We start from the raw sequence: 25454 nt of genomic DNA on the forward strand, positions 1-25454 counted from the left end.
GCGGGTCTTAACGGGGCCGCTCGAAAATAGATGCTGTAAATACGGTGTCGCGGGACTATTTTGGTGCCCAGGCCAACCCGCCCGGCCCTAAGAACTATCCGGATCCCTTCATCTTTTTTTCCGTTAGAACCCATGGCCACCAAAAAACAGCAGACCTCTCTACGGGACCTGGCCCAGCATCTGGGCGTTTCGGCCTCCACCATTTCGCGGGCCCTGGCCAACCACCACGACATCAGCGAGACGACCAAGGAACGGGTGCGACAGGCGGCCCAGGAGCTCAACTACCGCCCCAACCAGCTAGCCGCCGCCCTGCGCCGGGGCCACAGCAAAACCCTGGGCGTCATCGTACCCCACATCAAGGGCTATTTCTTTCCGGCCGTTATGAACGGCATCGAGAAAGTAGCTACCCGGGAAGGCTTCAACGTGCTGCTCTGCCAAAGCAACGAAGACCTGAAGCGGGAGCAGCGCAACATCGAAGCCCTCCTGGCCTCCCAGGTGGAAGGCATTCTGATGTCGGTATCGGCTACTACTTACCAGGAAACCCAGCACCTGGAGCAGGTGCGGCAGCAGGGTACGCCCCTGGTGTTCTTCGACCGGGTACCCGACTTGCCACGCAGCATGGCCGTCATCCTCGACGATTTTCAGGGTGCTTACCAATCGGTGCGCCACCTCATTGAGCAGGGCTGCCGCCGCATCGTGCACCTGGCTGGCCCGCAACACCTGAACACCAGCCGTAACCGGTTTCTGGGCTACAAGGCCGCTCTGGCCGACCACGGCCTGTCCTTCGAGGAAGACTGGGTGTACTCTTTGCCGGCCCTGACCCACGAGGCCGGCCGCCTGGGCATGCAGCACCTGCTGGCCCTGGAGCCGCCCCTCGACGGAATTTTTGCCGCCTACGCCATTCCGTCGGTGGGCGCGCTGGAGGTGCTGCGCGAAAAGCAGCTGCGCGTGCCCCAGGATATTGCCCTGGCTTGCTTCAGCAACGAGCCATTTACGACCATGACCCAGCCCCAGATGACGGTAGTCGACCAGCGGGCCGAGCAGATGGGCGAAACGGCGGTGCGCCTGTTTCTGCAGCTGCTCAAGCGCGGCCCTGCTTACGAGCCGCCCCACCTGATCCTCAAGCCCGAGCTCATCATCCGCGACTCGTCGCTGCACCGCTCCCAGGAGCCGATGGAGGCGCGCTAACCGGCTTTTTTTCTTTCGTCGTTGAGTTGGGAGGTTCGCCCGGATGCTCGTATTTTTCAGACCTGACCTCTTCCCCCTCCACCCTCCTCCTTTTCCGCCTATGCGTACCGACTTGTCCAAGCAACAGCTTTTCGAGCAAACCCAGCAGCAACTCCACACCCAGGGCTTTGGTATCACGCAGCAGGACCAGACGCGGCCCTGGGGCGGTTTTTTCGTGCTCGATGAAGACCAGGCCCAGCAGTTTGCCGATACCTACTTCGAGGGTTTACCCGTGGATCAACTGCGGATTTCGGGCAAGCTCAGTCCTAAAATCCTGCTCGTAGCCCCGCACCAGCGGCTGTCCTGGCAATACCACCACCGCCGGGCCGAAATCTGGAAGGTGGTGCGCGGCACGGTGGGCGTCATTACCAGCCCCACCGACGAAGAGGGCGAGTTGCAGACCTACAGCCCGGGCCAGACCATCACGCTGCGCCAGGGCGAGCGGCACCGCCTGGTAGGCCTCGACGACTGGGGCATGATAGCCGAAATCTGGCAGCACACCGACGCCCAGCAGCCCTCCGACGAAAACGACATTGTGCGCGTGCAAGACGACTTTGGCCGGTAAGCGCAGCGGCTTTTGACACCTTCAACCAGCCTTTGAACTCCGGTTCGAAGGCTGGTTTGGCTTTAACGGAGTCCGAAAGCAGGCTTTGTTGGCCTTAGCAGTACGGTGCGGGTGGTGCTGTTCAGGTAAGCTCGGCTCTAACAACTTCCTAAACTGGCGGCAGTATTAAGCACTCCTGCTAATCTGCCGCCGATGAATACTTCCCTGTTTTCCCTGCCCGCCTGGCACCAGCCTTCGGGCCACCTGCACGTGGTTATCGAAACGCCCAAGGGCAGCCGCAATAAGTTTGCCTACGACCCGGAAACGCAGCTTTTCAAACTCAAGGGCACACTTCCCGAGGGCAGCAGCTTCCCCTACGACTTCGGCTTCGTTCCCTCCACCCTGGGCGCCGATGGTGACCCGCTCGACGTGCTGGTGCTCATGGATGCTCCCGGGTTTGCCGGCTGCTTGCTCGAAGCCCGCCTCATCGGTGCCATCGAAGCCGACCAGACCGAAGACGGCCACACCGAGCGCAACGACCGGCTGCTAGCCGTATCGGCCAGCAGCCGCCAGCATCAGCACATTCGGGAAATCACCGATCTGACGCCCCAGCTGCTGCACGAAATCGAGCATTTCTTTAAGTCGTACAATGAAGCGGCCGGACGCGGATTTCAGCCCGTGCGCCGGGCCGGGGCTAAGCGGGCCCATACGCTGGTGGAAAAAGCCCAGAAAGAATTCGGCAAATCGTCGGAGCAGTAAGGTCGAGAAAACAGGTGCGCTGGAGGGCCGCGGACACAGGCAGCCCTGTAACAGTTCAGTCGTTTTCCACCATAATGCTATAACAAACCGGCCCCAGCAGTCTACAAGAGACTACCGGGGCCGGTTGTGGGTAAGCTACAAGGGCAGCTAGTCCCGCTTGGTTTTCAGCATCTGCCGCAATTGGGCCAGCTCGTCGCGGAACTTGGCGGCCTGTAGGAAGTCGAGGTCCTTGGCGGCGGCTTCCATCTGCTTTTCGGTTTGCTTGATGAGCTTTTCCAGGTCGGGCTTAGTCATCATGGCAATAACCGGCTCGGCGGCCAGGGTCATCGTATCCGTTTCCGGACCCACGTAAGCGGCCGGCTCGATGCGGCGCTTGTCCGACAGCGAAGTCTGTCCCATGATTTCGTCGTGCGACTTTTTCACCGTCCGCGGCGTAATGCCGTGTTCTTCGTTGTAAGCCATCTGCACGGCCCGACGGCGGTTCGTCTCGTCGATGGCGCGCTGCATGGAACCCGTCATCCGGTCGGCGTACATAATCACCTTGCCCTTGTCGTTTCGGGCGGCCCGGCCCATAGTCTGGATCAGGCTGCGCTGGTCGCGCAGGAAGCCTTCCTTATCGGCGTCCAGAATAGCTACCAAACTTACTTCGGGCAGGTCCAGACCTTCGCGCAAGAGGTTGACGCCGATAAGCACATCAATAACGCCCAGGCGCAGCTGCCGCAGGATTTCCACCCGGTCAAGGCTTTTCACGTCGGAGTGTACGTACTGCGACTTGATGCCCAGGCGCTCCATATATTTTTGCAGCTCCTCGGCCATGCGTTTGGTGAGCGTGGTCACCAGCACCCGGTCGCCCATTTTCACGCGGTTGTCGACTTCATCCAGCAAATCGTCAATCTGATTAACGCTGGGCCGCACGTCGATTTCGGGGTCGAGCAGGCCAGTGGGTCGGATAATCTGCTCTACTACCACGCCGTTGGCCTGAGTCAGCTCGTAGTCCGAGGGGGTAGCCGACACGTAGATGGCCTGCCGGTACATGCTTTCAAACTCGTTGAACGTCAGCGGGCGGTTGTCCATGGCTGAGGGCAACCGGAAGCCGTACTCTACCAGGGCCGTCTTGCGGCTCCGGTCGCCGCCCCACATGGCCCGCACCTGCGGAATAGTGGCGTGGCTTTCGTCGATAACCAGCAGGTAGTCGTCGGGGAAATAGTCGAGCAGGCAGAAGGGCCGGGAACCCGGCTCCCGGCCGTCGAAGTAGCGGGAATAGTTCTCGATGCCCGAGCAGTAACCCAGCTCCCGAATCATTTCCAGGTCAAACTCCGTGCGCTCCATGATGCGCTTGGCTTCCGAGTCGCGCCCCTCCTTCTCGAAGTAGGAGTGCTGCTGCACCATGTCGAACTGGATTTCCTTGATGGCCTGGTTGAGCGTGTCTTTGCCAGTCACGAAAAGGTTGGCCGGGTACAAGGTCACGCTTTGCTCGTCGCTGAGCTTTTTGCCACTTACCGGGTCAATCTTCTGGATGGCCTCGATTTCATCACCGAAAAAGTAGATGCGGTAGGCATAGTCGGCGTAGGCCGGAAACACATCCACCGTGTCGCCCTTCACCCGGAAGGTGCCGCGCGAAAACTCCACCTCGGTGCGCGAGTACAGAATCTGCACGAACTGATAGAGCAGGTTGTTGCGCGAGTATTTCAAGCCCGGAGCCAGGTAAATAACGTTTTTGCTGAACTCCTCGGGGTTGCCGATGCCGTAGATACACGACACCGACGCCACCACGATGACGTCGCGCCGGCCGCTGAGCAGCGTGGAGGTGCAGTGCAGCCGCAGCTTCTCGATTTCCTCGTTAATGGCCAGGTCCTTTTCAATAAAGACGTCGGTGCTGGCAATATAGGCCTCGGGCTGGTAGTAGTCGTAGTAGCTGATGTAGTACTCAACGGCGTTGTTCGGGAAAAACGACTTGAACTCGCCGTAGAGCTGGGCCGCCAGGGTTTTGTTGTGGCACAGCACCAGCGTGGGCTTGCCCGTCTGGGCCACTACGTTGGCCACCGTGAAGGTTTTGCCGGTACCCGTGGCGCCAAGCAGCACCTGGGCTGGCTCCCCGCTTTCCACACCCGAGACGAGCTGGGCAATGGCTTTGGGCTGGTCGCCGGTGGGTTTGAATTCGGAGGTTAGTTGGTAGTCCATTCAGGCAGAAAGGTGACAGCTAAGACAGCCTAGGATAACTCCATTGCCGCAAGGTAGGTTTCTTCGGAAACGAAAAAACCTGTTCAGATAAATTGAACAGGTTTTTCTGGAAAACTAGGCTACGGATTCTTAGCGGGTGTCGCGCCAAAGCTGGCAACCGGCAGTGGCCTGAGCAGTGAAATTGGCACACTTCCCGTCGCCCTTGCCGCTAATGCCGCCGCTGGGTGCCCCGACGTAGCGTAGCTGGTTGTCGTTGAGGTCATACACTTTCGTGTAGCCATCGGGATGGGTTGGCTTTACCAGGAACACAGTCCGGCCCTCCCAGGTGTAGCGCCATACTTCGCCGGCCGGGTTGCCTTTGGGGGACTGGAGTAATGCATCAATTAGTGGCTGGGCCCGGGCATCCACGCAGCTTGCGGCCGTATCAGTAGTGGCTTGGGACTCGGGTGCCACGGTTTCCTTCTGGCACTGAACCATACCCAGGCAGCCCCAGACACTAAGTAAAAACAGTAAAGACTTCATTGCATAAGGTAGAATGAGGTGAGATAAAGCAGTTTTTTGTTAGCGTACTACCACAGCCGCCTTGCTACCAAACTCCACGCTAGCCTCCAGGCCCACAGCGTAGGGTCGAGCCTGATAGTTGCTGCGCACCGCATCGGTATTGAGCGTTGAGAGGCCGGCTTCGGCCGTAGGCCCTACGGCGACGCTCCAGCTTGCTGCGCCGGGCTGGTAGCGCACCCCGCCGCCCGTGTTGACCGAGCCCTGAACTTTGCGGTAGGGCGAGTTAACTGACTTGAGTGTGTAGGAAGTGGTGGCTTCGGGCACGCCTTCCAGCTCAGAACGCGTGTTGAAGAGCACATTGACGGCGGCTCCCACTTTAGCATAAAGTGACCAGCCGGGCTTGGCCGAGCCGTAGCGTACGCTCACCGGAATACCTGCCGTACGGTACCGATACTGGGCCGTGCGCACCTTTACCGGCTGAGGCGGCGTCAGGAAGTCATTCGTCGAGGGCCGGCTGGCCGCGCGAGCTTCTACAACGGGCATTTTGCCGTCGAGGAAGTAGTAGGAGGTCTGGGAGGTAGCACGCTGCTCAGCTACGGCCAGCCCGGCGCTTACCGTTAGGTGTTTCGAAGCGGCGTAACTCGCCGTCAGGGCCACACGCTGGGCAAAGCCGGGCCGCAGGTATTGCCGATACTCATGGGCCGCCTGCTCATACGTACTAGCAGTACGGGCCGCTGCTACCGAACCATTTACACTATTAGCATAGGTCACGGCGGCTGGCGTAGCAGCAAAGCTCATGTTCGGGTTGTAGGCCGAAGCGGCGTAGCCCCCCATCAGACGCCAACGCTTGGGGCGGGCGGCAGCCTCCGGTTTGGTTTCTTCTTGTAAAGCAGCGGGCAGTTGGGCGGCCATCATAGTAGGCGCACTGGGCAGGGCTGGCTTCAGCGTATCGGGACGGCTGTTACCGGTCAGGCCTGCCAAAGCAACCTTTTGACTATTCAACGCCGTCAGCCAGGTTGCACCGCCAGCCCCCACTGGGCGTGCCGCTGCCACTATCCGGTCATAGAATGAGCCGGCCGTAGTAGTAGCAACCCCGTCGTAGGACAGCGAAGATGCCGAGCCGTAAGCGCCCGAAACAGCACCAGAACCCCGCAGAACATTGGCGCTGCGGTCAGCACCACGCGCCGTAGGGGCAGCCGTTGCGGTGGCGCCAGGCTGCAGGGTTTGCAAGGAGCCACCCGAGGCCATGTCCGCTTCCGTGGGCCCAGCAATCATGGCGGCAAGGCTAGCTGCCGCAGCTTCTCCTAAATACAGGTCTGACGTGGGGTTAGCAGTGCCAGCCGGAGCATCAGCTGCCGTATTTGCAGCATGTTGTTTGGCTGAAGCAGCCGGGGCGGAGGCTACGGCGCCCGCCAGCGTAGCCCGGTCCGACTGGCGCATAGTCAGCCAGCTGCCGGCACCCAGAAACAGCAGAATACAGGCCGCTGCTACCCACCGGTGCCACACTAGGCGGCGACGGAAGGTTTCGTTCTGCTGCACCAGCAATTCGTGGTCAATTTGTTCCCACAGGTTCATGCGGGGCGCTACCTCAGCTTCGCCCAGCTTCTGCCGAAACAGCTGCTCCAAGTCGCCGGTGGGTTCCGGGGTGGGCGTATGGTTATTTGCGGTAGGTACCATTGGAACGATGCGCTTCGAGGCGCTCTAATTTGGTCTTCAAAATCGCCCGGGCCCGGGCGTACTGTGATTTGCTGGTGCCCTCGGAAATGCCCATCAGCTCCCCGATTTCCTTGTGGCCGTAGCCTTCGATGGCAAACAGGTTGAACACCATGCGGTAGCGCGGCGCCAGTTCCTGGACCATGGCCAGCATTTCTTCGAAAGCGTAGTTGGAGAGCGTAAATTCCTCCCCAGCCAACTCTTCCGGATATTCTCCTTCGCTGACGGCCACCAGCGGGGCGTTGCGGCGGTGCTGGCGCAGGGCGGCATTCACCATAATGCGGCGAATCCAGAACTCCAGCGGGCACTCGCGGCGGAAGTTACGCAGGTTGTTGAATACGGTTATAAAGCCTTCCTGCAGCACATCCTCGGCCTCAAACGTGGTTTGGGCATAGCGCAGGCACACGGCCATCATCTTGCCGGCAAACCGGTCGTAGAGTTGCTTCTGCATAGCCCGGCTGCCAGCCAGGCACCCGTCAATTATCTCGGCCTCGGTCATGGCGGAAGGCGGGGTAAGGTGGCGCACCGGAGCCGACGCGGCTGGCTTGGAAGCAGATTGCCCATCGGGCAGCAGGCTCCGCAGCCCACCCATCGAGCTCAGAGCGGAAGACAAGGCACCCATCAGCAGCAGCGGCCCACCTGGCCCACGTTATGCGCCGGCTTCTGCAGCAACTGCTGCGACCGGAAATTGTAAGTAGCCAATAGTACCATAGGAAGCGGATAGAATCGGGAAGGAAAAACTACCTAGTGTCGTGTAGTAGGATGAGCCAGACCAGGGTGCAGCGGTTGCACGTTGCGTATAAAAAACCTAATACTGATCAAAAACACCTGTAAACCAACTGCTTAATTTTCAGCTAAAGATAGTCACCAACTTCTGTTACCGGTCTTTTTTTGCGGCGAAAAGCTCAACTATGGCAACCTCAACCGAATTCCGCCGTAGCCCCCTGCATCGTTCTACCACAACCCAACCCCATGAAGACCCTTGTTCTGTTTTATTCCACCTATGGCCACATCTACAAAATGGCGGAAGCCATAGCTGAAGGCGCCCGCGAGGTAGCCGGCAATGAAGTGGTTATAAAGCGCGTGCCTGAAACCCTGCCCCAGGCCCTGCTCGACCAGATTGGCGCTACCCAGGCCCAGAAAGCCTTCGAGCACATTCCGGTAGCCACGCCTACCGAGCTGACCGAGTACGACAACATCGTCTTTGGCACGCCTACGCGCTACGGCAACCTGTGCGGCCAGATGCAAGCCTTCATGGACAGCACCGGCGGCTTGTGGGCCAAAGGAGCACTGGTGGGTAAAGTCGGGTCGGTGTTCGTGAGTACGGCCACTCAGCACGGTGGCCAGGAAACGACCATCCGGGCCTTCCATACCGAGCTGCTGCACCACGGCTTTGTGATTGTGGGTTTGCCCTACGCCTGGCAGGGCCAGATGGGCCACGAGGAAGTAACCGGCGGCACGCCCTACGGCGCCAGCACGGTGGCCGGCGGCCAGGGGGAGCGGCAGCCGAGCGCCAACGAGTTGGAAGGAGCCCGTTTTCAGGGTCGGCACACCTCGGAAATTGCGCAGAAACTAGCTCGTTCCTAAGGGAATACTATATTAGACGCTTAATTCTCTGCACACTGACCTGCAACCATCGGCAGCCACTCTCCGGAGTGGCTGCTTTTTTTATGCACTACCGGCCCCACAGCGGCCACTCTATTGCCGGGGCAGAAGTACGATTCATTGATCTAAAACAACAGTTGAGCACGCTTTTCAGGGAGTTGGTAATGAAAGTTGAAACGATTGACTAACCCAGAGTTAGGTTTGCACCACCTTCCCTGATCCGCAGGAAAGCCAGCAGCTTTTTTCTAGAATCTGTAATGCGTTGTCCTTCCGGACGATTCATAGGCCAGTCGACTGAATGGTTACCGGCGGCTACGGTGCAACTTTTGGCGGCATAGTCCGACCCTGAGACGAAGCTGAACTTTACGACTACCCTTTTACAAGCGGCCTACGAGCACCGCTTTCCTGGCATTCTTCTTCTTGCAGTATATGAAACGTTATCTACCCATTCTGGTCACTAGTTTGCTCACAGCCCCGGCCTGGGCCCAAACAACTCCCCCGGCCGGTACTCCGGCTGCCCGTCCCGCGCAGCCCCCAGTGCCCGGCGCACCGGCTACTACTGCCCCCAAGCCGCTGGCCGTTCCGGCGGCGCCCCGCGGTACGGGCCGTCTGACGGGCACCGTGCTGGACGCTACCACCAAGAAGCCGGTGGAATTTGCCACCGTGGCCTTATTGCCCGCCACTGGCAGCCAACCCATTGATGGGACCGTGTGCGACGACAAAGGCCGGTTTGCCCTTAAGAGTCTGGCCCCAGGACAGTACCGGGTGCAAATCAGCTTTGTGGGCTACGTAACCCGCACTGAAGACGTGACTATTACCGACGGCACCACCGAGCTGAATACGCTGCAGTTGACCTCAGCCGCGCAGAAGCTGGGCGAAGTAACCGTGACCGGCGAGCGGGACGTGGTGGAAACCAAGCCCGACCGGATTGTCTACAACGCCGAAAAGGACATTACCAACTCGGGTGGCACCGCGGCCGACGTGCTGCGCAAAGTGCCGCTGGTAAACGTGGACCCCGACGGTAACGTGGAGCTGCGCGGTACCAGCAACGTGCGCGTGCTCATCAACAACAAGCCCTCGGGCATCGTGGCCTCGTCGGTAGCGGATGCCATGAAGCAGATTCCGGCTGACCAGATCAAGAGTGTGGAGGTGATTACCACGCCCTCGGCCAAGTACGACGCCGAAGGCACGGGGGGTATTATCAACATCATCCTGAAGAAAAACAGCATGCAGGGCTCCAACGGCAGCGTAGGGTTGGCCGCCGGCACGCGTAGCTCCAACGGCAATGCCTCGCTCAACTACCGTAAGGGTAAGGTGGGCATCAACAGCTCGGTAAGCGGCTTTGGCTTCTACAGCCCCAACCGCAACGACCTGACCCGCTCGTTGAAAAACCCGGATGGTACCGAGACGCTGGCTTTGCAGCAGGATGGCGACGGCAACACGCTCGGCGGCGGCGGCTTCGGCCGGCTGGGCCTCGACTACGACCCGGCGCAGTACCATAACCTCACGCTGGGCTTGCAGGGCAGCATGTTCCGCAACTCCGGCGACTACCAGCAATTCAACAACGTGCTGTTTCCGGCCCTGGCCGCCAACCAGTTTACGCGTAGCACCGACCGGCAATTCCGCACCCAGAGCTACGATTTGAGTGGCTCTTACACCCGCACCTTCGAGCAGAAGCGCCGCGAATGGAGCGTGCTGGCCCAGCACACCCGCAACCGCAACACGCAAAACTACGGCCTCGACCAGTACGCCGGCCGCGACGAGTCGGGGGAGCTGCAGTACCGCGAGGAAAGCGACAATCTGGCCCGCAACCTGGAAACCACGCTTCAGACCGACTACGCCCACCCATTTTCGGAAACAGCCCTGCTCGAAACCGGGGCCAAAGCCATTCTGCGCCGCGTCAGCAGCGACTATGACGTGTACGACCAGCTGGCGCTGAACTTCAACCCGGCCCGCTCCAACCTTTTCGACTACAACCAGGATGTGGTGTCGGCTTATGGCACCTACGGGTTTTCGGCCTCCAAAAAGCTGAGCTTCAAGCTGGGTGCCCGGGTGGAAAACACGCGCGTCAGGGGCAACTTCGAGCCGCGGCAGACCGAAAATTCGGGCGTGTCGCAGGACTACTTCAACGTGCTGCCGAACGTGAGTTTGAGCTTCCAGCCGAATAATCCCAAGAAGCCCGGACAGTCGCTGCGGCTGGCGTACTCGAAACGGATTCAGCGCCCCCAGATTTTCTACCTCAACCCCTTCCGCAACACCTCCGACACGCTCAACGTCAGCTACGGCAACCCCAAGCTGGAGCGGGAGCTGACCGACAGCTACGAGCTGAACTATACCACCTTCATCAAAGGCTCGGTGCTGAATATGTCGGCCTACATGCGGCGTACGAACAATGCCATTGAAAGTGTCCGCTTTATCCAGAACGGCATCAACAACCAGACCTTCGCCAACATCGGACGCAACGCTACCTATGGCGTCAGCCTTTTCAGCTCGATAAAGCCGGTGCCGAAGTGGGATGTCAGCGGCAACGTAAACGTGTACTACGTCTCGTTGAAGAGCCCGGCCCTGAGCCTGCGCGAGGGCGCCGTAAATACGGCAGCCTACTCCAACGACGGGGTGATGTACAGCATCAACATCAACACCAGCTACAAATTCGAAAAGGGTCTGAGCATTCAGGGCTACGGCGGCCTGAACTCGCCCCGCGTGCAGCTTCAGGGCAAGCAAGCCGCCTGGACGTTCTATTCGCTGGGCCTGCGCAAAAACCTGCTCAAGGACAAAGCCGACCTGACCCTGAACGCCGACAACTTTCTGCAGGCCACCCGCAACCTGAAGTCGACGCTCGATACCGAGCAGTTCCGGCAGGAAAGCAACAACTACATCTACCTGCGCGGCGTGCGCCTGGCCTTTAATTACCGCTTTGGCAAAGTGTCAACTCAGCCCCAGAAGCGTCGCAAAGGCATCCAGAACGACGATGTCAAACAGGGTGAAGGCGGCCAAGGCCAGGGACAGCAGTAAGGGTGGAATTGTAAGCTTGTGAAGTTGTAAGGTTTTCGCCGGCCGGCTCCTGCGGTGTGGACAGTGGTCCAAACTGCCGGGGCGGGCCGGCGGAATTCCTTCTATTAGGCGGCGGCAATATTTACTACAATCCAGCGTTTTGCTGCATCAAGCCCCTATGGGTCGCTTTTATCTGCTTTATCGATTATCCATTTACGTATCTGATTGCCTGCATGAAGCATTTTTGTACCCTTGCTGTCCTCCTGGCGCTGGCAGTTCCAGCCACTGTGCGGGCCCAGAACCCCGCTTCATCCACCACAACTGCCGCGAAAGGGACGGGCCGTCTTACCGGCCGCGTGGTGGATGCCGCCACCCAGAAGCCCGTCGAATATGCTACCGTTGCCTTACTACCGACTGGGAGCACGACACCTGTTACCGGAGCTTCCGGCGACGACCAGGGCCGCTTCGAGCTGAAGGATTTGGTGGCCGGTTCCTACCGCCTGCAAGTAAGCTTTGTGGGCTACACCACGCGCGTGGAGCCCGTGACCATAACCGCTGGGGCAACCGACGTAGGCCGGCTTGAGCTGACGGCCACGGCCCAGAAGCTGGGCGAGGTAACCGTGACCGGCGAGCGGCCCATCGTAGAAACCCGCCCCGACCGTCTGATCTATAACGCAGACCAGGACGCTACCAAAGCTGGCAGCACCGCCTCCGACATTCTGCGCAAAACCCCAATGGTGAACGTGGACGCCGACGGCAACGTGCAGCTGCGTGGCACCTCCAACGTGCGGATTCTGATTAACAACAAGCCCTCAGCCATGCTGGCGGGCAACCTGGCCGAGGCTCTCAAGCAGATTCCGGCCGACCAGATTAAGGCTATTGAGGTGGTCACGGCGCCTTCGGCGAAGTATGACGCGGAAGGTTCGGGTGGGGTTATCAACATTGTGTTGAAGAAAAACAGCCTGCAGGGGACCAATGGCAGCGTGGGCAGCAGCATCGGTAACCGCAACCAGAACCTGAACAGCTCCCTGAACGTGAAGCGGGGCAAGGTAGGCGTCAACACCAAGCTCAGCGGCTTCCGCAACCTCTATCCTTTCCGCTCTACCGACACCCGCACTGATTTTGTGACCAGTCCTACGGGCCCCACGGGCGTGCAGGGCCAACTCAATCAGGTGGGCAACTCCCGCAACCAGGGCAGCGGCGGCTACGGGCAGCTGGAACTGACCTACGACCCCTCGCCCCTGCACAGCTTCACGCTCAGCGGCAACGGCAACCTCTACCGCAGTAGTTCGCCTCAATCGTTGTTCAACCAATATCAGGATTTTCGCAGCCCCCTCATCCTGCTCCCTGGTCAGCGCCTACGCGACACCCTTTACTCTCGCGACATCACCCAGAGCTATGAGGGACGAAACTACGACCTGAACGCCGGCTATACCCGCACCTTCGGCGAGGCCCAGCCCCGGCGCGAGTGGAGCATACTGGCCCAGCACACCCGCAACCGCAACGACCAGAACTACTCGCTCGACCAGTACCGCGCCGCCGAGGTGCTAGCCGGTCCGCTTGAATACCGGGAGCGAAGCTTCAACCTGGCCAAAAACCTGGAAACGACCATCCAGACCGACTACACCCAACCTATGCCCGACAGCAGCACGGTGGAAATAGGCGCTAAGACCATCCGTCGCCAAGTCAGCAGCGACTACAGCCTCGACACGGTGCTGCTCAGCCGTCAGCCCGATTTCGTGCGCAGTGCCGGCCGCTCCAACGCCTTCGACTACCGTCAGAATGTGCTGGCCGCCTACGCTACCTACAACTTCTCGGCCGGGAAAAAGTACTCTTTCAGCCTGGGCGCCCGCCTGGAGCATACGGCCATTGCGGGCGAGTTTTCCAGCCAGGACAGCCGCTTCAAAAACAGCTACCTCAACGTGCTGCCCAACCTGAACGTCAGCCGCAACCTCAAAAAGCCTGGCCAGACCCTGCGCCTGAGCTACTCCCGCCGCATTCAGCGCCCCCAGATCTACTACCTGAATCCGTACGTCAATCAGGTTACGGCTAATGCCATCCGCTTTGGCAACCCAAGCTTGTCGCCGGAAACTACCGACGCACTGGAGTTGAGTTACAGCACTTTCGGCGAGAAAAGCTCTCTGAATGCCTCGGCCTTCGTGCGCCGCACCGGCAACGCCATCGACGAGGTAAACAACTACAACACGGCCCTGGCCCGGACTGAAACCACCTTCGCCAACATTGCTACCAGCACCAGCTATGGCATCAGCCTGTTTGGCTCGCTCAAGCCCACTGCGGCCCTCAACCTGAGCACCAATGTGGAGCCCACCTACACCCGCATCTACAGCGCTTCCCTGCAGCGCACCAGCGCCCGGCTCAACGCCTTTATCAACCTGAACACGTCCTACAAATTCGCCAAGGTGTACACCGCTCAGGCTTTTGGTGGCGTCTGGACCGGCGACGTGCAACTGCAAACCCGCAACTCCGGAGGCTACTACTACGTGGCGGGTATAAAGCGCACGTTTCTCAACGAGAAGATGGACCTGACGCTCAACGCCAGCAACTTTCTGACCCCGGGCTTGGCCTTTGTCAACCGCACCACCACCGACCAATTCACATCCAGCAACTCGTTCTACCAATACCGCCGCAACTTTCGCCTGTCATTCAACTACCGCTTTGGCAAAGTGGACACCGGCGGGGGCCGTCAGCGCCGCACCATCCAGAACGATGACTCTAAGCAGGGCAGCAGCAAAGGCGGAGGGTGAGTAGGGGCACGTTGTGGAGCCCTTACTCCTTCACACCTCCCCAGTCACTCTTTTCAGCTTTGCTGGTTCCAGATTCGCCAGGACTCTTCGGCTTGGAGGCAAAGCATTTCGAAGCCGTTTTTGGTTTGAGCGCCCTGCTCGGCACCTTTGGCCATAAAGAGCGTTTCGCTGGGGTTGTAAATCAGGTCGTAGAGGTAATGCTGGGCCGTGAGCTGCTGGTACGGAATCGGGGGGCACTCGTCCATGTTGGGGAAAGTACCCAGTGGCGTGGTGTTGATAATCAGGGAATGGGCGGCAACAATGGCCGGCGTCAGGTCGGCGTAAGTCAGGCCCTGGGCCAGGGGGTTGCGCGAAACTAGCCAGTAGCGGATACCCAGCTCGCGCAGGGCCGCTTCCACCGCCTTCGATGAGCCGCCGGTACCCAGCACCAGGGCTCCGGCCTCGTCACCACGGACTGGGTAAAACCGGCGCAGGGAGTCGCGGAAACCAATATAGTCGGTGTTGTGGCCCACGCGTCGGCCGTCGGCCGTAAACTCAATGACGTTTACGGCCCCGATGCGGGCCGCCGAGGGTGCCACTTCATCCAGGTAAGGCCACACTTGCTCCTTGAAGGGAATCGTGACGTTGAGGCCTTGCAAGTCAGGCTGCTGGTCGCACAGCTGCAGCAGGTCTTTGATGCTGCCCAGCTCGAACAAATTGTACTGGCAATCGTCCAGGCCCAGGGTTTCAAACTTCTGGGAGAAGTACGTCTGGGAGAAAGAGTGTTCGAGCTTTAAGCCGATAAGTCCAAACTGGCGCATAGGATCAGAAGAGAATAGCGTCCCGAAAAAACAAAGAAAACCGCCCCAAACCATACTGGTTGGGGCGGTTTCGAAAAAATAAATCCAACTGGTCAGCTTACGCGGCAGCCGAACTGCCCCGCATTTTCTCCTTGAGGAACTGAATAGCGGGCGGCAGAATCGAGAACAGGATGATGCCGTAAATGACGTAGGTGAAATTGTGCTGCACCCACGGAATGTTGCCCAGGAAGAAGCCGGCCAGGGTGAGCGAAATAACCCAGAGCAGGGCCCCGGCAATACTGTAGCCGATGAAGAAGCTGTACTTCATGGTGCCCACGCCGGCCACAAACGGAGCAAACGTGCGCACGATGGGAATAAAGCGGGCCATGATGATGGTTTTGCCGCCGTGCTTGGCATAAAATTCCTGGGTTTGCTCCAGGTACTTGCGCTTCAGAAAGCGGAAATCCTCCCGGAACACCCGCGGCCCGAGGTAGTCCCCGACGAAGTAGTTGAGGTTGTCGCCGAGGAAAGCGGCGGCAATGAGCAGCGGAATCAGGTAGAAGATGTTCAGCAGCGTATCGGGCGAGCCGGCGGCTACGGGCTGGGCGGCCAGCGTCCCGGCCACGAACAGCAGCGAGTCGCCGGGCAGGAAGGGCAGCACCACCACGCCGGTTTCGGTGAAGATAATCAGGAACAGAATCAGGTAAATCAGGTTGCCGTACTCACCTACGAGCAGCTTAAGGTGCACATCGAGGTGCAGAATGATGTCGAGGAAATGCTTAATCAGCTCCATGCAAGGAAGTAAGTGAGAAGAATGACTGGGTCGTAACCGGGAAATATCCTACAAAGAAAACAGGCTGCCGGGAAAGTGGCAGCCTGTTGGCAGAATTTGCCCGGAATAATTCTGGTGCCTGGCCGCTTATATAGCGGCACTTACCCGCCATACCTTGTTGCCGGCATCGTCGGTAATGAGGATTGCCCCGTCGGGCATCACTGTTACGCCCACGGGCCGGCCGTATACTTCTTTGCCTTCCTCGTTGGCAATAAAGCCGGTGGCAAAATCTTCCATTTTTCCACTCGGTCGTCCATTTTGGAAGGGCACGAATACCACTTTATAGCCCGAGAAAGCAGAGCGGTTCCAGGAGCCGTGCTGCCCGATGAAGGCGCCGTTCTGGTACTTGGCCGGAAAGCCTTTCTGGTCGTAGAAGGCCAGGCCCAGCGAGGCTGTGTGCGGGCCCAGCGGCACATCGGGCACCACCGTTTTCTGCACCAACTCGGGCGCTTCGCCTTTGCGGCGGGGGTCTTCGTGCGCGCCGAAGTACGCGTAGGGCCAGCCGTAGAAGGCCCCTTGCTTCACGCTAGTCAGGTAATCGGGCACCAACTCGTCGCCCAGCTCATCCCGCTCGTTGACGGCCGTCCAGAGCGTGTTGGTGCCGGGAGCCCAGTCCATGCCCACGGGGTTGCGCAGGCCAGCGGCATAAATCCGCTCTCCAGAGCCATCCGGATTGATTTCAAGAATATTGGCGCGGCGCTTTTCGTTCTCCATGCCATTTTCCCCCACGTTGGAGCCCGAACCTACCGATACGTAGATTTTGGAGCCGTCGGCCGAGGCCAGCAGGTTGCGGGTCCAGTGGTTGTTGTAGCCACCGGCGGGCAGGTCCAGAATCTTCTGACCAGGACCAGTAATCTTGGTTTGGCCAGGCTTGTAGGCGTAGCGCAGCACGCCGTCGGTGTTAGCCACGTAGAAATAATCACCTAGCACCAGCATGCCCAAGGGTTGGTTGAGGTCGGCCAGAAAGGTTTCGCGCACATCGGGTTTGCCGTCCTTGTTGGTGTCGCGCAGCAGCGTGATGCGGTTGGCGCTGGTTGGTTTCAGCGACTTCGACGGATCCAAGTCCAGGGCGGCGGCTACTTTCTTCTTAACCGTAGTCGGTATTGTGTTGGATTCGGCCACCAGCACGTCGCCGTTAGGCGTCACGTAAGCCCAGCGCGGACTGTTGAAGTTGCCCGCGTACTCGGTGATGGTGAAGCCACCCGGAACGGTCGGGGTGCGGCCGGCGGGCCAGCCGATAACCTTGCTGCGCTTGGTGACGGACTTGCTGGCGTAGGGCTCGGGCAAATCGACGGGCGCGGCGGCCGTGGCCACAGTATCGGCCGGCGTATCGGCCTGGGCCTGGGCTTTTTCTTCCTTGCTAGGGCCACCGCAAGCAGCTACAGCGGCCAGCAGCGGAACGTAAAACGACATTTTTTTCATAAAGCAGATGACATATGGTTCTGCTTTTTACTGGCTTTGCGCAAGTTGGTTGTTGAGCTTTTTTCGTTGTCAGCTACCAGCCCCCAAATCCACGACCCACTTCTCCCCTCTCCAGCGCCAAAACCCGCAGAGCAACAAAAAAGGCCGCCCCGGAGCAGGACAGCCTTTTCATGAATTTAGAATTCGACGGCGCTTAGCCGCGGGGCATGGAGGTGCCGGGCTTGCCGGTAGGCTTTTCAGGCTTGAAATCCTCGTCTACGGCGTCCATATCGAGGAAGTGGGTGAATGTGTCGCCGCGCAGACCCAGGCGAATGGTTTCCAGCGACACTACTTCGTTCGGAGCAATGTTGCCCAGGTTGACGTTGGCCCCGAGCAACTTGATAAACCATACCTGCTGGGCTTTCTGCGGGGCTTCCCACAGGATTTTCTCGAACGGAATCTGGGTCAGGATTTCTTCTACCAGACCCGAGCGTACCTCGCCGGTGCTGCGGAACAAGCCCACGTTGCCAGCCTCCCGGGCCTCGCCGATAACCTTGATGGCCCCGGCTTCGAGCTCGGTTTTCATCTGCGAAATCCACTTGTAGGGCGGAATGATTTTCTCCGCATCCTTGGAGCCTACTTCGCTGAGCACCTTCACATCCTGGGCCAGGGTGCGGATGTATTCCAGCTTGCGGTCGTGCTTGAGGTCGATGGAGCCGTCAGACACCTCGGCATACTCCATGTCAAACTCGGCCAGCAGGCGGCGGTAGTCGTCGAACTGGTTGCGGATAATGAAAGCCTCGAACAGCGTTCCGCCGAAATACACCGGAATACCGGCTGCCTTGTAGGCGTCCAGCTTCTTGCGCAGATTGGGCACCACGTAGGAAGTGGCCCAGCCCAGCTTCACGATGTCGGTATACTCGCCGCCCACTTCGAGGAAGTTTTCTACTTCGCGGATGCTGAGGCCCTTGTCCATAACCATCGTGTAGCCTTGTTCACGGGGCTTGCTGGTGCGTTCGGGGAGGTTGTTGAGGCTGTAATTCATGCGTTGAGACTTGGATCTTAAGGTCTAGAAAACACGTTGCCGCCCGCTCGAAGCCCGAGAGGCTCCGGAGGCCGCGCCAAAAGTACGCCCGAATTCTGTAACCGCTCTTACAGGCAAAAGGTCCGGGCCGCTGGCAGGTGTTGCCAAGCAGCCCGGACCTTGCAGCCGAAGCCATGAAAAGTTACTTGCGGTACTGGTCAATCAGGCGGGCCAGAGCGCGCTGCGATTCCAGCTCGGGGAAGTACTCAAACAACAGGCGGTGCTTGTCGAAATCCAGCACCAGCGCATTTTCCAGATACTGGTACGCCTCCCGGTAACGGCCCGCCGCCAATAGATATGCGCACAGGCGGTAGTGCAGTTCGGCCTCGCCGGGCTGAATTTCCACGGCATTGCGCATCAGGTCAATAGCCTCGTCGAAGTTGCCCTGCTCGTAGAGGATAATGCTCCAGTTCAGCCAGGCGTCCTTGTTGTCGGGGGCTACCTGGGTGGCTTTGTCGTAGCACTCCAGGGCACTTACCACAGCTCCCACCTGGTACTCAGCGGCAGCCAGGGCCATCCAGTACTCGGCGCTTTCGTCGTAGAGGGCCACGGCTTTGCGGAAAAAATGAATGGCCTCAAACCACCGCTCCTGGGCCGTCAGCACAATGCCGATGCCAAACCAGGCCTCGTCCATAGTCTGGTCGAGGTCGATGGCGTGCTGGTAGTTTTTGCGGGCCGCGTCCCATTCGCTCAGCTTTTCGTGGCACTCCCCGATGTTGCACAGGGCTTCGGGCGTAGGCTTGCCTTCCTCGTAGCTGAGGTGAAACTCGGTAATGGCCTCCCGGTACTTTTCCTGCCCCACGTAAGCACTGGCCAGAAAACCGTGGGCGTCGTAGAATTTATTGTCAATCAAGATGGCGTACTCGAAAGCCGCCACGGCCTCCTCGAAGTTGCCGAGCCGGAAATAGGCCTGCCCCAGGTTGTACCAAGCCGTGGTCGAGTATGGGTCCTCGTCGGTAAAGCCACGGAAAAAGTCCAGGTTTTTCTCCAGGCGCTCCGAAATTTCGAGGCAGTAGAGCAGCTCCTGCACGGCAATGTCGTTGTCGGGGTTTAGCCGCAGACTCTGCTTGTAATACTTGGCCGCACTCTTAAACTTCTGCCAGCTCTGGTAGGCCAGGCCTAGGTTGAAGTAGATATCGTCGCGGTCAGTTGCATTTTCGACGGCGGCCTTAAAGAAGTCCACAGCCTGGGCAAAGTCACCTTTCTGCGTGGCAATAATGCCACGGGTTACGGCCACATCGGGGTTGGTCGGGTCCAGCTCGGCCACCGCCTCAATCTGCTGGGCAGCCTGGGTGTATTCGCCTTTCATGGCCAGCACCTGGGCCCGGTCGATGAGCAGCTCAGTGGAAAATGGATACTGCGCAATGGCCGCTTCACAGGCCTGCAGCGCTTTATCGTACTGGGTACTGGAAGTATAGTGGTCGATAATACTTTCGAAATCGGCCAGGTCAAAAAACACGGGCTCGTTGTTGGCTACCATCCGCTCGAAACGGCGTACGGTGTCCAGCACTTGCTCCTGGTCCTCAAAATTCTCATTCATTCTCATTCTCTACAAGCAACGCAAAGACGCCAAAAAGGCAGGCTTTGCGACTAATTTTACCAGTGACTGATGGCGGCCGGTCACCAGCCTAATATACAACAACCGCACCGGAGGCAGCGGAGTTCTTTTGGAGCCCCTGGCAGCACCAGGATACCGTTTCGGCCAGCGTCCGGAACGTCATTCCGGTAGCTTGCTGCACCTTTTGGCTGTGGTACACCACCGGTTTGCGGCCGGCCCGGGCCGTATCTTTGGTTATCAGCGGGCGAGCCCCGGTCAGCACAGAACGGGCATGCTCGGCGCGCCAGATAACTTCGGCGGCCCAGTCGGGTACGGCAATGCGCGGAGCCTTCTTGCCAAAACAGGCCGCCGCCTGAGCCAGGAACTCCTGCAGGGGCACAGCCCCGGCATTGAGGATAAAGCGTTCCGCCAAAATCTTGGGATTAAACGTCAGCCGCAACATGGCTTCCACCACATCCCGCACGTCCACAAAATTAACACTGCCGGGAGTATAAAAGGCATGCTCATTATACGCGTACCGGAACAAACGGGTACTGCTGCGCTCCCAGTCGGCGGGCCCCAGCACTACCGACGGGTTTACGATTACGGCCGATAAGCCTTCGGCCACCCCGCGCCACACTTCCAGCTCGCCCAGATACTTCGAGGTAGCATAAGCAGCGTAGGCCGCGCCCAAATCCCACTTGGCATCTTCGGTCAGTTGCTGGGTGCGGCCCGGCTCCTGCTCGGCGGCCGCGGCCCCGCCGCCCAGCGCCGCCACCGACGAGACGTGGCACAACCGGATACCAGGCCGGTCCAGGCAGGCATCCACCACATTGGCCGTACCTTCCACATTGATCTGCTGCAGGGCATCTTCGTCCTGCGGGGCGTATGATACCAGTCCGGCGCAGTGAAACACGTGCGTCACACCGTCCAGGGCATTGCGCAGGGCCAGAATGTCGCGCACGTCGCCTTCCACCCACTCTACCTGCCCAGCCCCGGCAATGGCCGGCACCTGCTGGCGAAACAGCGCCCGAACCTGGTACCCTTGCTCTAGCAGGGCCGAAATCAGAAAACTGCCAATCAGGCCGCTGCCACCGGTAACGAAAACCATTTTCCCAGGATCAGTTTAGACAATGGCCTTAAACAACGCTATTCTACGGCGTTGTTACAAGGAGTTATTCAGCAGCGGCAGAGCCAGTACTTTTTGTAGGTAAGGTGTCGGCAGCACCTTACGCAGCAGCGTGTCGGTGTGCTTCACGTTGTGGGCATCCGTGCCGACCAAGTCTACCAGACCTGCATCAATGAGCTTTTCCGCCACCCGCTTGGCCCCAGCCGAGTAATAACCCGCTAACGAGTTTAGGTTGAGCTGCAGCAGTACGCCATTCTCCCGCACCTTGGCCAGCTCGTCAAAGCGGCCGTAGAAGTAGGTGTACCGCTCGGGATGAGCCAGCACCGGCTGGTAGCCTGCCGACTTCAGGTTGAACACCGTTTCGGAGAAGTTGAAGGGCTCGTTGATGTAGGAAGTTTCGAAGAGCAGGTACTTTTTGTCGCCCCCGAAGCTGAGCAGCGGTTCTCCGCTGTCAATTTTCTGCTGCAGCCACTCATCCAGGTAGTACTCAGCGGCGCACTCCAGGGCCACGTCCGTAATGCCAGCTGCCGTAGCCGCATTCTGCAGTTGCTGAAGCGCCGCCCGCACTCCCGTAGGGGTGTTCTTGTAAAAGTCGCCCATGATGTGGGGCGTCATAATCAACTTGCGGTAGCCTAGCTCCCGCAGGGCCCGCAGCAGTTCCACCGACTGCTCCACAGTTTCGGCACCGTCGTCGAGGCCAGGCAGCACGTGGGAGTGCATGTCGACTTCCAGCGCCGCCAAAGTAGCCGCCGGGGCAGCGGCCGAAGCGGAAGAACTGCCAAAAAGCCGCTGAAAGAAAGACGCCATGCGCGAAGGAATCAGCTGCGGTTAGGTGAAGCGCTTGCGTAGGCGCGAGAAGAGCCCTACGACAGGGCGGGTTTCTTCATAGTAGCCCTGCCCATAGCCGTAGCCGTAGCCATAGCCGTAGCCATAACCGTAGCCGTACAGGCCGCTAGCCGTCGAGTCGTTGAGAATGGCGCACATCCGGGTGAAGTTATTGGCCCGAATCAGCTTGTTGACGTTTTTCAGGAAGGCCTTCTTCGAATAGTTGGCCCGCACGATATAAATCGGAATATCGGCTTTGCGCATAATCAGAATACCATCCGTTACGAGGCCTACCGGCGGCGTGTCAATCAGAATCACGTCGTAGTGTTGGTAAAGCTCCTCGAGCATCTCGTCAAACTTGGCGCTCAGAATCAGCTCTGATGGGTTGGGCGGCGTGGGCCCGGCCGAAATAAAGTCCAGCGAGGGAATACTGGTATGCTGAATGCACTCCTGAATCGTGTGCTTTTCAATCAGAATAGTGCTGACGCCCTTCACGTTATCGGCCCCGAAAGCCAAGTTTACCTTGGGCTTGCGCATATCCAGGTCCAGAATCACCACGCGCTGTTCGGAAAGGGCAATAATACCGCCCAGGTTTACCGTTACGAAGGTTTTACCCTCCCCGGAAATAGTGGACGTTACCGAAATCAGCCGCTTTTTCTTGGCCGAGCTGATAAAGTCCAGGTTGGTACGAATCGAGCGGATCGACTCCGAAATAGCCGACTTGGGGTTCTTGTCTACCACCAGCTTCGACACGGTCATCTTTTCCTTGTCGTACGTGGGAATCACGCCCAACACCGATGCGGAAGTGGAACGCTCCAGCTCCCGCACGTTGGTAACGGTGTTGTGCATGAAGTAGCGCACCGCAATCAGGGCCAGTCCCAGGGCAATACCACCGGCCAGGCCGATGGCGTAAATCATGGTCCGCACAGGCGAGATGGGCGCACTCGGCATGCTGGCCGGCGACAGAATCTGGAAGTCGGGCGTGGTCCCCGCCTTGGCAATGCTGAACTCCACCTTCTTGTCCATCAGCATCAGGTACGACTTCTCGTAGAGCTCAAACGGACGTTTCAGGCGGGCCAGCTCGGTTTCTTTCTGGGGCAGGGTTTGCAGCTCGGCATTGAACTGGTCACGCTGCTGGTTCATCCGGTCAATTTGGGTCTGCAGCAGACGGCGGTTTTGCTGGAGCAGGCGGCGGATGTTGTTTTTCACGTACGCCAGCTGGGCCTGCTGCTGCTTTACGGCTTCGGTGGTTTCGTTGTAAGAACGCAGCAGGCGGCGCAGGTTCCACTGTAGGGCGTTGAGCTCACCTAGTTGCTGGGTCAGCTGGGCATCTTCGATAGCGCCAATACCCGGGATGCTTTGCTCCAGGGTAGCGTTTTCGCTTTGGGTCAGGCGGTCTTGCTCTACCAGCTGGGTAATTTCGCCCAGCAAGCGGGCCTTTTCCACCAGCTTTAGCCGGGCTTCTTCCTGCTCGGCCAGCTTTTCGGTAATGGTAGCAACTTCTGTTTTAACGTCGTACGTCTTGTTCTGCCGCACGAAAGCCTGCAGGTTTTCTTCCGCACTCTGCAGCTTCTGCTGGTTCTCGGTCAGCGTCTTATCCAGGAACTGCAGCGTCTGAGCCGTGGCTTCCTGCTTTTTGGCTAACTTTTCCTGCAGGTACACCGTGTCAATCTTGTTGACGATGTCCCGCGCCTTGGCCGGGTTGAAGTCGGTAAAGGCAATCTGAATCGTATTGGCGTCGGGATTAATGATGTCGACGCTCAGATTGGTGTTCAGATAATTATTTACTGCCCCGTCGTCGTTGATGACGAAGTGGTAATTCTTTTCACGGGCTTCCTCAGTCAGCAGGGGCGTGGCCGTAACCAGCAATTCCATGCCGGGCACTGCCACGGGCTGCCCCAGCGTATAGGTGCCGCTGCGCTCCTGGCCCAGATACAGGTAGGACAAACGAAACTGCTGCCCGCCGGTGAAGTTGAGACTAAACTTGGAATTGAAGAAGTTCGGGTCCTTGATTTTGTACTCTACCTGAAAGGGCGAGATGCCGTACAGCTCGGTTTCCAGCACGGTGCCCTCCACGTAATAGTTTACGTTGAGCTCCAGGGAATCCTTGAGCCTCTGATAGATAATGTTGGACTTAATCAACTCTACCTCGCCTGAGAGCTTGTTGACATTGCTGCTCCCCACGGCCTGGCCTACCGGACCGTCCAGACCCAGAATGCCGGCCTCTGTTTTCTCATCGATTTTGAGCAGCGACGAGGATTTATAGACGGGCTTGGTATAGCGCAGCAACAACCACGAAGCGGACAGGCCCAGCGCAATAAGCAGGATGATCCAGATAATGCTGCGGCGTGCTACCAGCAGTAAAGTGGTTAGGTCCAGCCCCCCACCTTCGTCTTCCACCGCATTGGGTTCGGCGCCGCCGGCACTGCGAATAAGTTCTTCCAGTTCAGCGTTTTCGTTTACTGCCATTCCGTCGTTACAAGTTAGTCTTAGAGCCAGCAGGGCCTACCTCCAGAGCTGAGGGGGCCGAAGCTCCTTGCTACTTATTGATTAGATCCCTCACTAAAACGTAGGATGTCAAGATTCCTGCCAACCCACCTATCAGACCAAACACGGATCCGGCATCAGAAAGTGCCTCAAAGAAAGGCCGGCGCACAGGTTCGATGTACACTACGTCGTTGGGCTCCACCTGCAGGTTGGCCCGGCGCATTCCCTCAATCGTGGACAAGTCGATAACCTGCACCTGTGGATTGCGCAAATCGCCGCGGATCAGCCGGATGTTGTAGGCCCGGCCACGGTTGCCGGAAGTGCCGCCGCCAAAGCCTCCGGCATCCAGTCCTCCGGAAGCAGCCAACACTTCCAGCAGGTTCATATTGTCATTCGTCATCGGAATAACCTGCCCACCCGGCGCTCCCAGCACCACGATGCGGTTGTTGGTCACCCGGGTCGATACGTACGAGTCTTTGTAGAATACGTCGTACTTGGTTTTGAGCAGGCTGTCGGTTTCGAGCAGGGTCAGGCCGTTGACTTTCACTAGGTTCACCATGGGCAGATTGACCATGCCGTTGGCCTGCACCAGAAACTGGTTTCCCGACACTTGCGCGCTTTGCGCGTTGCCGCCCCGGTTACCGCTTACCGCTCCCCGCCCTGTAGGCACTGGGGTAGCCGTAGTAGTACTCGCCGGGCTCGGATTGCCGAACTGCAGTTCACCGTTGGGGTCCAGAATTCTTTCGCCCTTGTTGGTATACACCCGAACTTCGAGGTAGTCGTTGGGCTGAATCAGGTAGTTACGACTGGTACGCCCCACCAAAGAGCGCAGCTTCATGGTGTCGACACCTTCCCCGGTGGGCGTGCGAAACATGATGTTCTGCCGGTAGTAGCGGCCTGTGGTGCAGGAAGAAAATAGTACGGCAAAAGGCACGCACAGCAGCCAGAGGCGCAGAAGGCGGTGAAAAGCGGGTTGTTGCATGCAGGCTGATAAAGCCACGGTTTGGTTCGAAGGCGATGGGAGCTACCTGTTTAACCAGGTATATTTTTCCCTAAAAAACCTTCAAAGTAACCGAATTGGCACGCCCTTT

19 protein-coding genes are annotated in these 25454 nt (G+C 58.7%); 6 read left to right on the forward strand and 13 right to left on the reverse strand.

Going from position 1 to position 25454, the window contains the following annotated elements; translation table 11 throughout:
* Nucleotides 1-132 precede the first annotated feature (132 nt).
* From MUN80_RS01315 to MUN80_RS01325, 3 genes are all read left to right on the forward strand, one after another.
* Nucleotides 133-1188 (forward strand): LacI family DNA-binding transcriptional regulator, encoded by a 1056-nt coding sequence (locus tag MUN80_RS01315; RefSeq protein WP_244718594.1) that lies wholly within the window; start codon nucleotides 133-135, stop codon nucleotides 1186-1188.
* A gap of 100 nt (nucleotides 1189-1288) precedes the next feature.
* The gene (locus tag MUN80_RS01320) at nucleotides 1289-1792 is read left to right on the forward strand and encodes a cupin domain-containing protein (RefSeq protein ID WP_244718597.1); all 504 of its coding nucleotides are present in this window, start codon (nucleotides 1289-1291) and stop codon (nucleotides 1790-1792) included.
* 192 nt (nucleotides 1793-1984) lie between these two features.
* A complete protein-coding gene (locus MUN80_RS01325; RefSeq protein ID WP_244718600.1) occupies nucleotides 1985-2530 on the forward strand; it encodes an inorganic diphosphatase in 546 nt (181 codons plus the stop codon).
* 147 nt (nucleotides 2531-2677) lie between these two features.
* Here the strand turns inward: MUN80_RS01325 and uvrB are convergent, their stop codons facing one another.
* The 4 genes from uvrB to MUN80_RS01345 all read right to left on the reverse strand — a co-directional run bounded on the left by uvrB (nucleotide 2678) and on the right by MUN80_RS01345 (nucleotide 7547).
* Nucleotides 2678-4711 carry an excinuclease ABC subunit UvrB gene (gene uvrB / locus MUN80_RS01330; RefSeq protein ID WP_244718603.1) on the reverse strand — a complete coding sequence of 678 codons (2034 nt, stop codon included), beginning with the start codon at nucleotides 4709-4711 and terminating at the stop codon, nucleotides 2678-2680.
* A gap of 129 nt (nucleotides 4712-4840) precedes the next feature.
* On the reverse strand, nucleotides 4841-5233 hold the full coding sequence (locus tag MUN80_RS01335; RefSeq protein WP_244718605.1) for a DUF6970 domain-containing protein: 393 nt from the start codon (nucleotides 5231-5233) through the stop codon (nucleotides 4841-4843).
* Nucleotides 5234-5272: 39 nt separating this feature from the next.
* Nucleotides 5273-6889: a hypothetical protein gene (locus tag MUN80_RS01340; protein ID WP_244718608.1), complete on the reverse strand. Its 1617-nt coding sequence runs from the start codon at nucleotides 6887-6889 to the stop codon at nucleotides 5273-5275.
* A complete protein-coding gene (locus MUN80_RS01345; RefSeq protein ID WP_244718611.1) occupies nucleotides 6870-7547 on the reverse strand; it encodes an RNA polymerase sigma factor in 678 nt (225 codons plus the stop codon). The genes MUN80_RS01340 and MUN80_RS01345 overlap by 20 nt, the downstream gene beginning before the upstream one ends.
* Before the next feature lie 350 nt (nucleotides 7548-7897).
* On the opposite strand from MUN80_RS01345, the gene wrbA reads away from it, so the two are divergent.
* From wrbA to MUN80_RS01360, 3 genes are all read left to right on the forward strand, one after another.
* A complete protein-coding gene (gene wrbA, locus MUN80_RS01350; RefSeq protein WP_244718613.1) occupies nucleotides 7898-8512 on the forward strand; it encodes an NAD(P)H:quinone oxidoreductase in 615 nt (204 codons plus the stop codon).
* Between the two features lie 447 nt (nucleotides 8513-8959).
* Nucleotides 8960-11545, forward strand: coding sequence for a TonB-dependent receptor domain-containing protein (locus MUN80_RS01355; RefSeq protein ID WP_244718615.1), 2586 nt, complete (start codon nucleotides 8960-8962; stop codon nucleotides 11543-11545).
* Nucleotides 11546-11757: 212 nt separating this feature from the next.
* Nucleotides 11758-14289, forward strand: a complete 2532-nt coding sequence (locus MUN80_RS01360) for a TonB-dependent receptor (protein ID WP_244718617.1) — start codon at nucleotides 11758-11760, stop codon at nucleotides 14287-14289.
* A 53-nt stretch (nucleotides 14290-14342) separates the two neighbouring features.
* On the opposite strand, the gene MUN80_RS01365 is transcribed toward MUN80_RS01360, so the two are convergent.
* The 9 genes from MUN80_RS01365 to MUN80_RS01405 all read right to left on the reverse strand — a co-directional run bounded on the left by MUN80_RS01365 (nucleotide 14343) and on the right by MUN80_RS01405 (nucleotide 25345).
* Nucleotides 14343-15089 (reverse strand): shikimate dehydrogenase family protein, encoded by a 747-nt coding sequence (locus MUN80_RS01365; RefSeq protein WP_244718619.1) that lies wholly within the window; start codon nucleotides 15087-15089, stop codon nucleotides 14343-14345.
* 97 nt (nucleotides 15090-15186) lie between these two features.
* Nucleotides 15187-15861: a DedA family protein gene (locus MUN80_RS01370; protein ID WP_244718621.1), complete on the reverse strand. Its 675-nt coding sequence runs from the start codon at nucleotides 15859-15861 to the stop codon at nucleotides 15187-15189.
* A 126-nt stretch (nucleotides 15862-15987) separates the two neighbouring features.
* Nucleotides 15988-17322 (reverse strand): PQQ-dependent sugar dehydrogenase, encoded by a 1335-nt coding sequence (locus MUN80_RS01375; protein ID WP_244718623.1) that lies wholly within the window; start codon nucleotides 17320-17322, stop codon nucleotides 15988-15990.
* Nucleotides 17323-17515: 193 nt separating this feature from the next.
* On the reverse strand, nucleotides 17516-18346 hold the full coding sequence (locus MUN80_RS01380) for a phosphosulfolactate synthase (protein WP_244718625.1): 831 nt from the start codon (nucleotides 18344-18346) through the stop codon (nucleotides 17516-17518).
* Between the two features lie 181 nt (nucleotides 18347-18527).
* Nucleotides 18528-19925 carry a tetratricopeptide repeat protein gene (locus MUN80_RS01385; protein WP_244718628.1) on the reverse strand — a complete coding sequence of 466 codons (1398 nt, stop codon included), beginning with the start codon at nucleotides 19923-19925 and terminating at the stop codon, nucleotides 18528-18530.
* 88 nt (nucleotides 19926-20013) lie between these two features.
* Complete coding sequence (locus tag MUN80_RS01390) at nucleotides 20014-21033, reverse strand: NAD-dependent epimerase/dehydratase family protein (protein WP_244718631.1); 1020 nt, start codon at nucleotides 21031-21033, stop codon at nucleotides 20014-20016.
* A gap of 54 nt (nucleotides 21034-21087) precedes the next feature.
* The gene (locus MUN80_RS01395) at nucleotides 21088-21858 is read right to left on the reverse strand and encodes a tyrosine-protein phosphatase (protein WP_244718634.1); all 771 of its coding nucleotides are present in this window, start codon (nucleotides 21856-21858) and stop codon (nucleotides 21088-21090) included.
* 21 nt (nucleotides 21859-21879) lie between these two features.
* Nucleotides 21880-24345 carry a GumC family protein gene (locus MUN80_RS01400; RefSeq protein WP_244718637.1) on the reverse strand — a complete coding sequence of 822 codons (2466 nt, stop codon included), beginning with the start codon at nucleotides 24343-24345 and terminating at the stop codon, nucleotides 21880-21882.
* Nucleotides 24346-24415: 70 nt separating this feature from the next.
* Nucleotides 24416-25345: a polysaccharide biosynthesis/export family protein gene (locus MUN80_RS01405; RefSeq protein ID WP_244718639.1), complete on the reverse strand. Its 930-nt coding sequence runs from the start codon at nucleotides 25343-25345 to the stop codon at nucleotides 24416-24418.
* Nucleotides 25346-25454: the final 109 nt, after the last annotated feature.

It is taken from the genome of Hymenobacter cellulosivorans (assembly GCF_022919135.1).
Taxonomy (GTDB): domain Bacteria; phylum Bacteroidota; class Bacteroidia; order Cytophagales; family Hymenobacteraceae; genus Hymenobacter; species Hymenobacter cellulosivorans.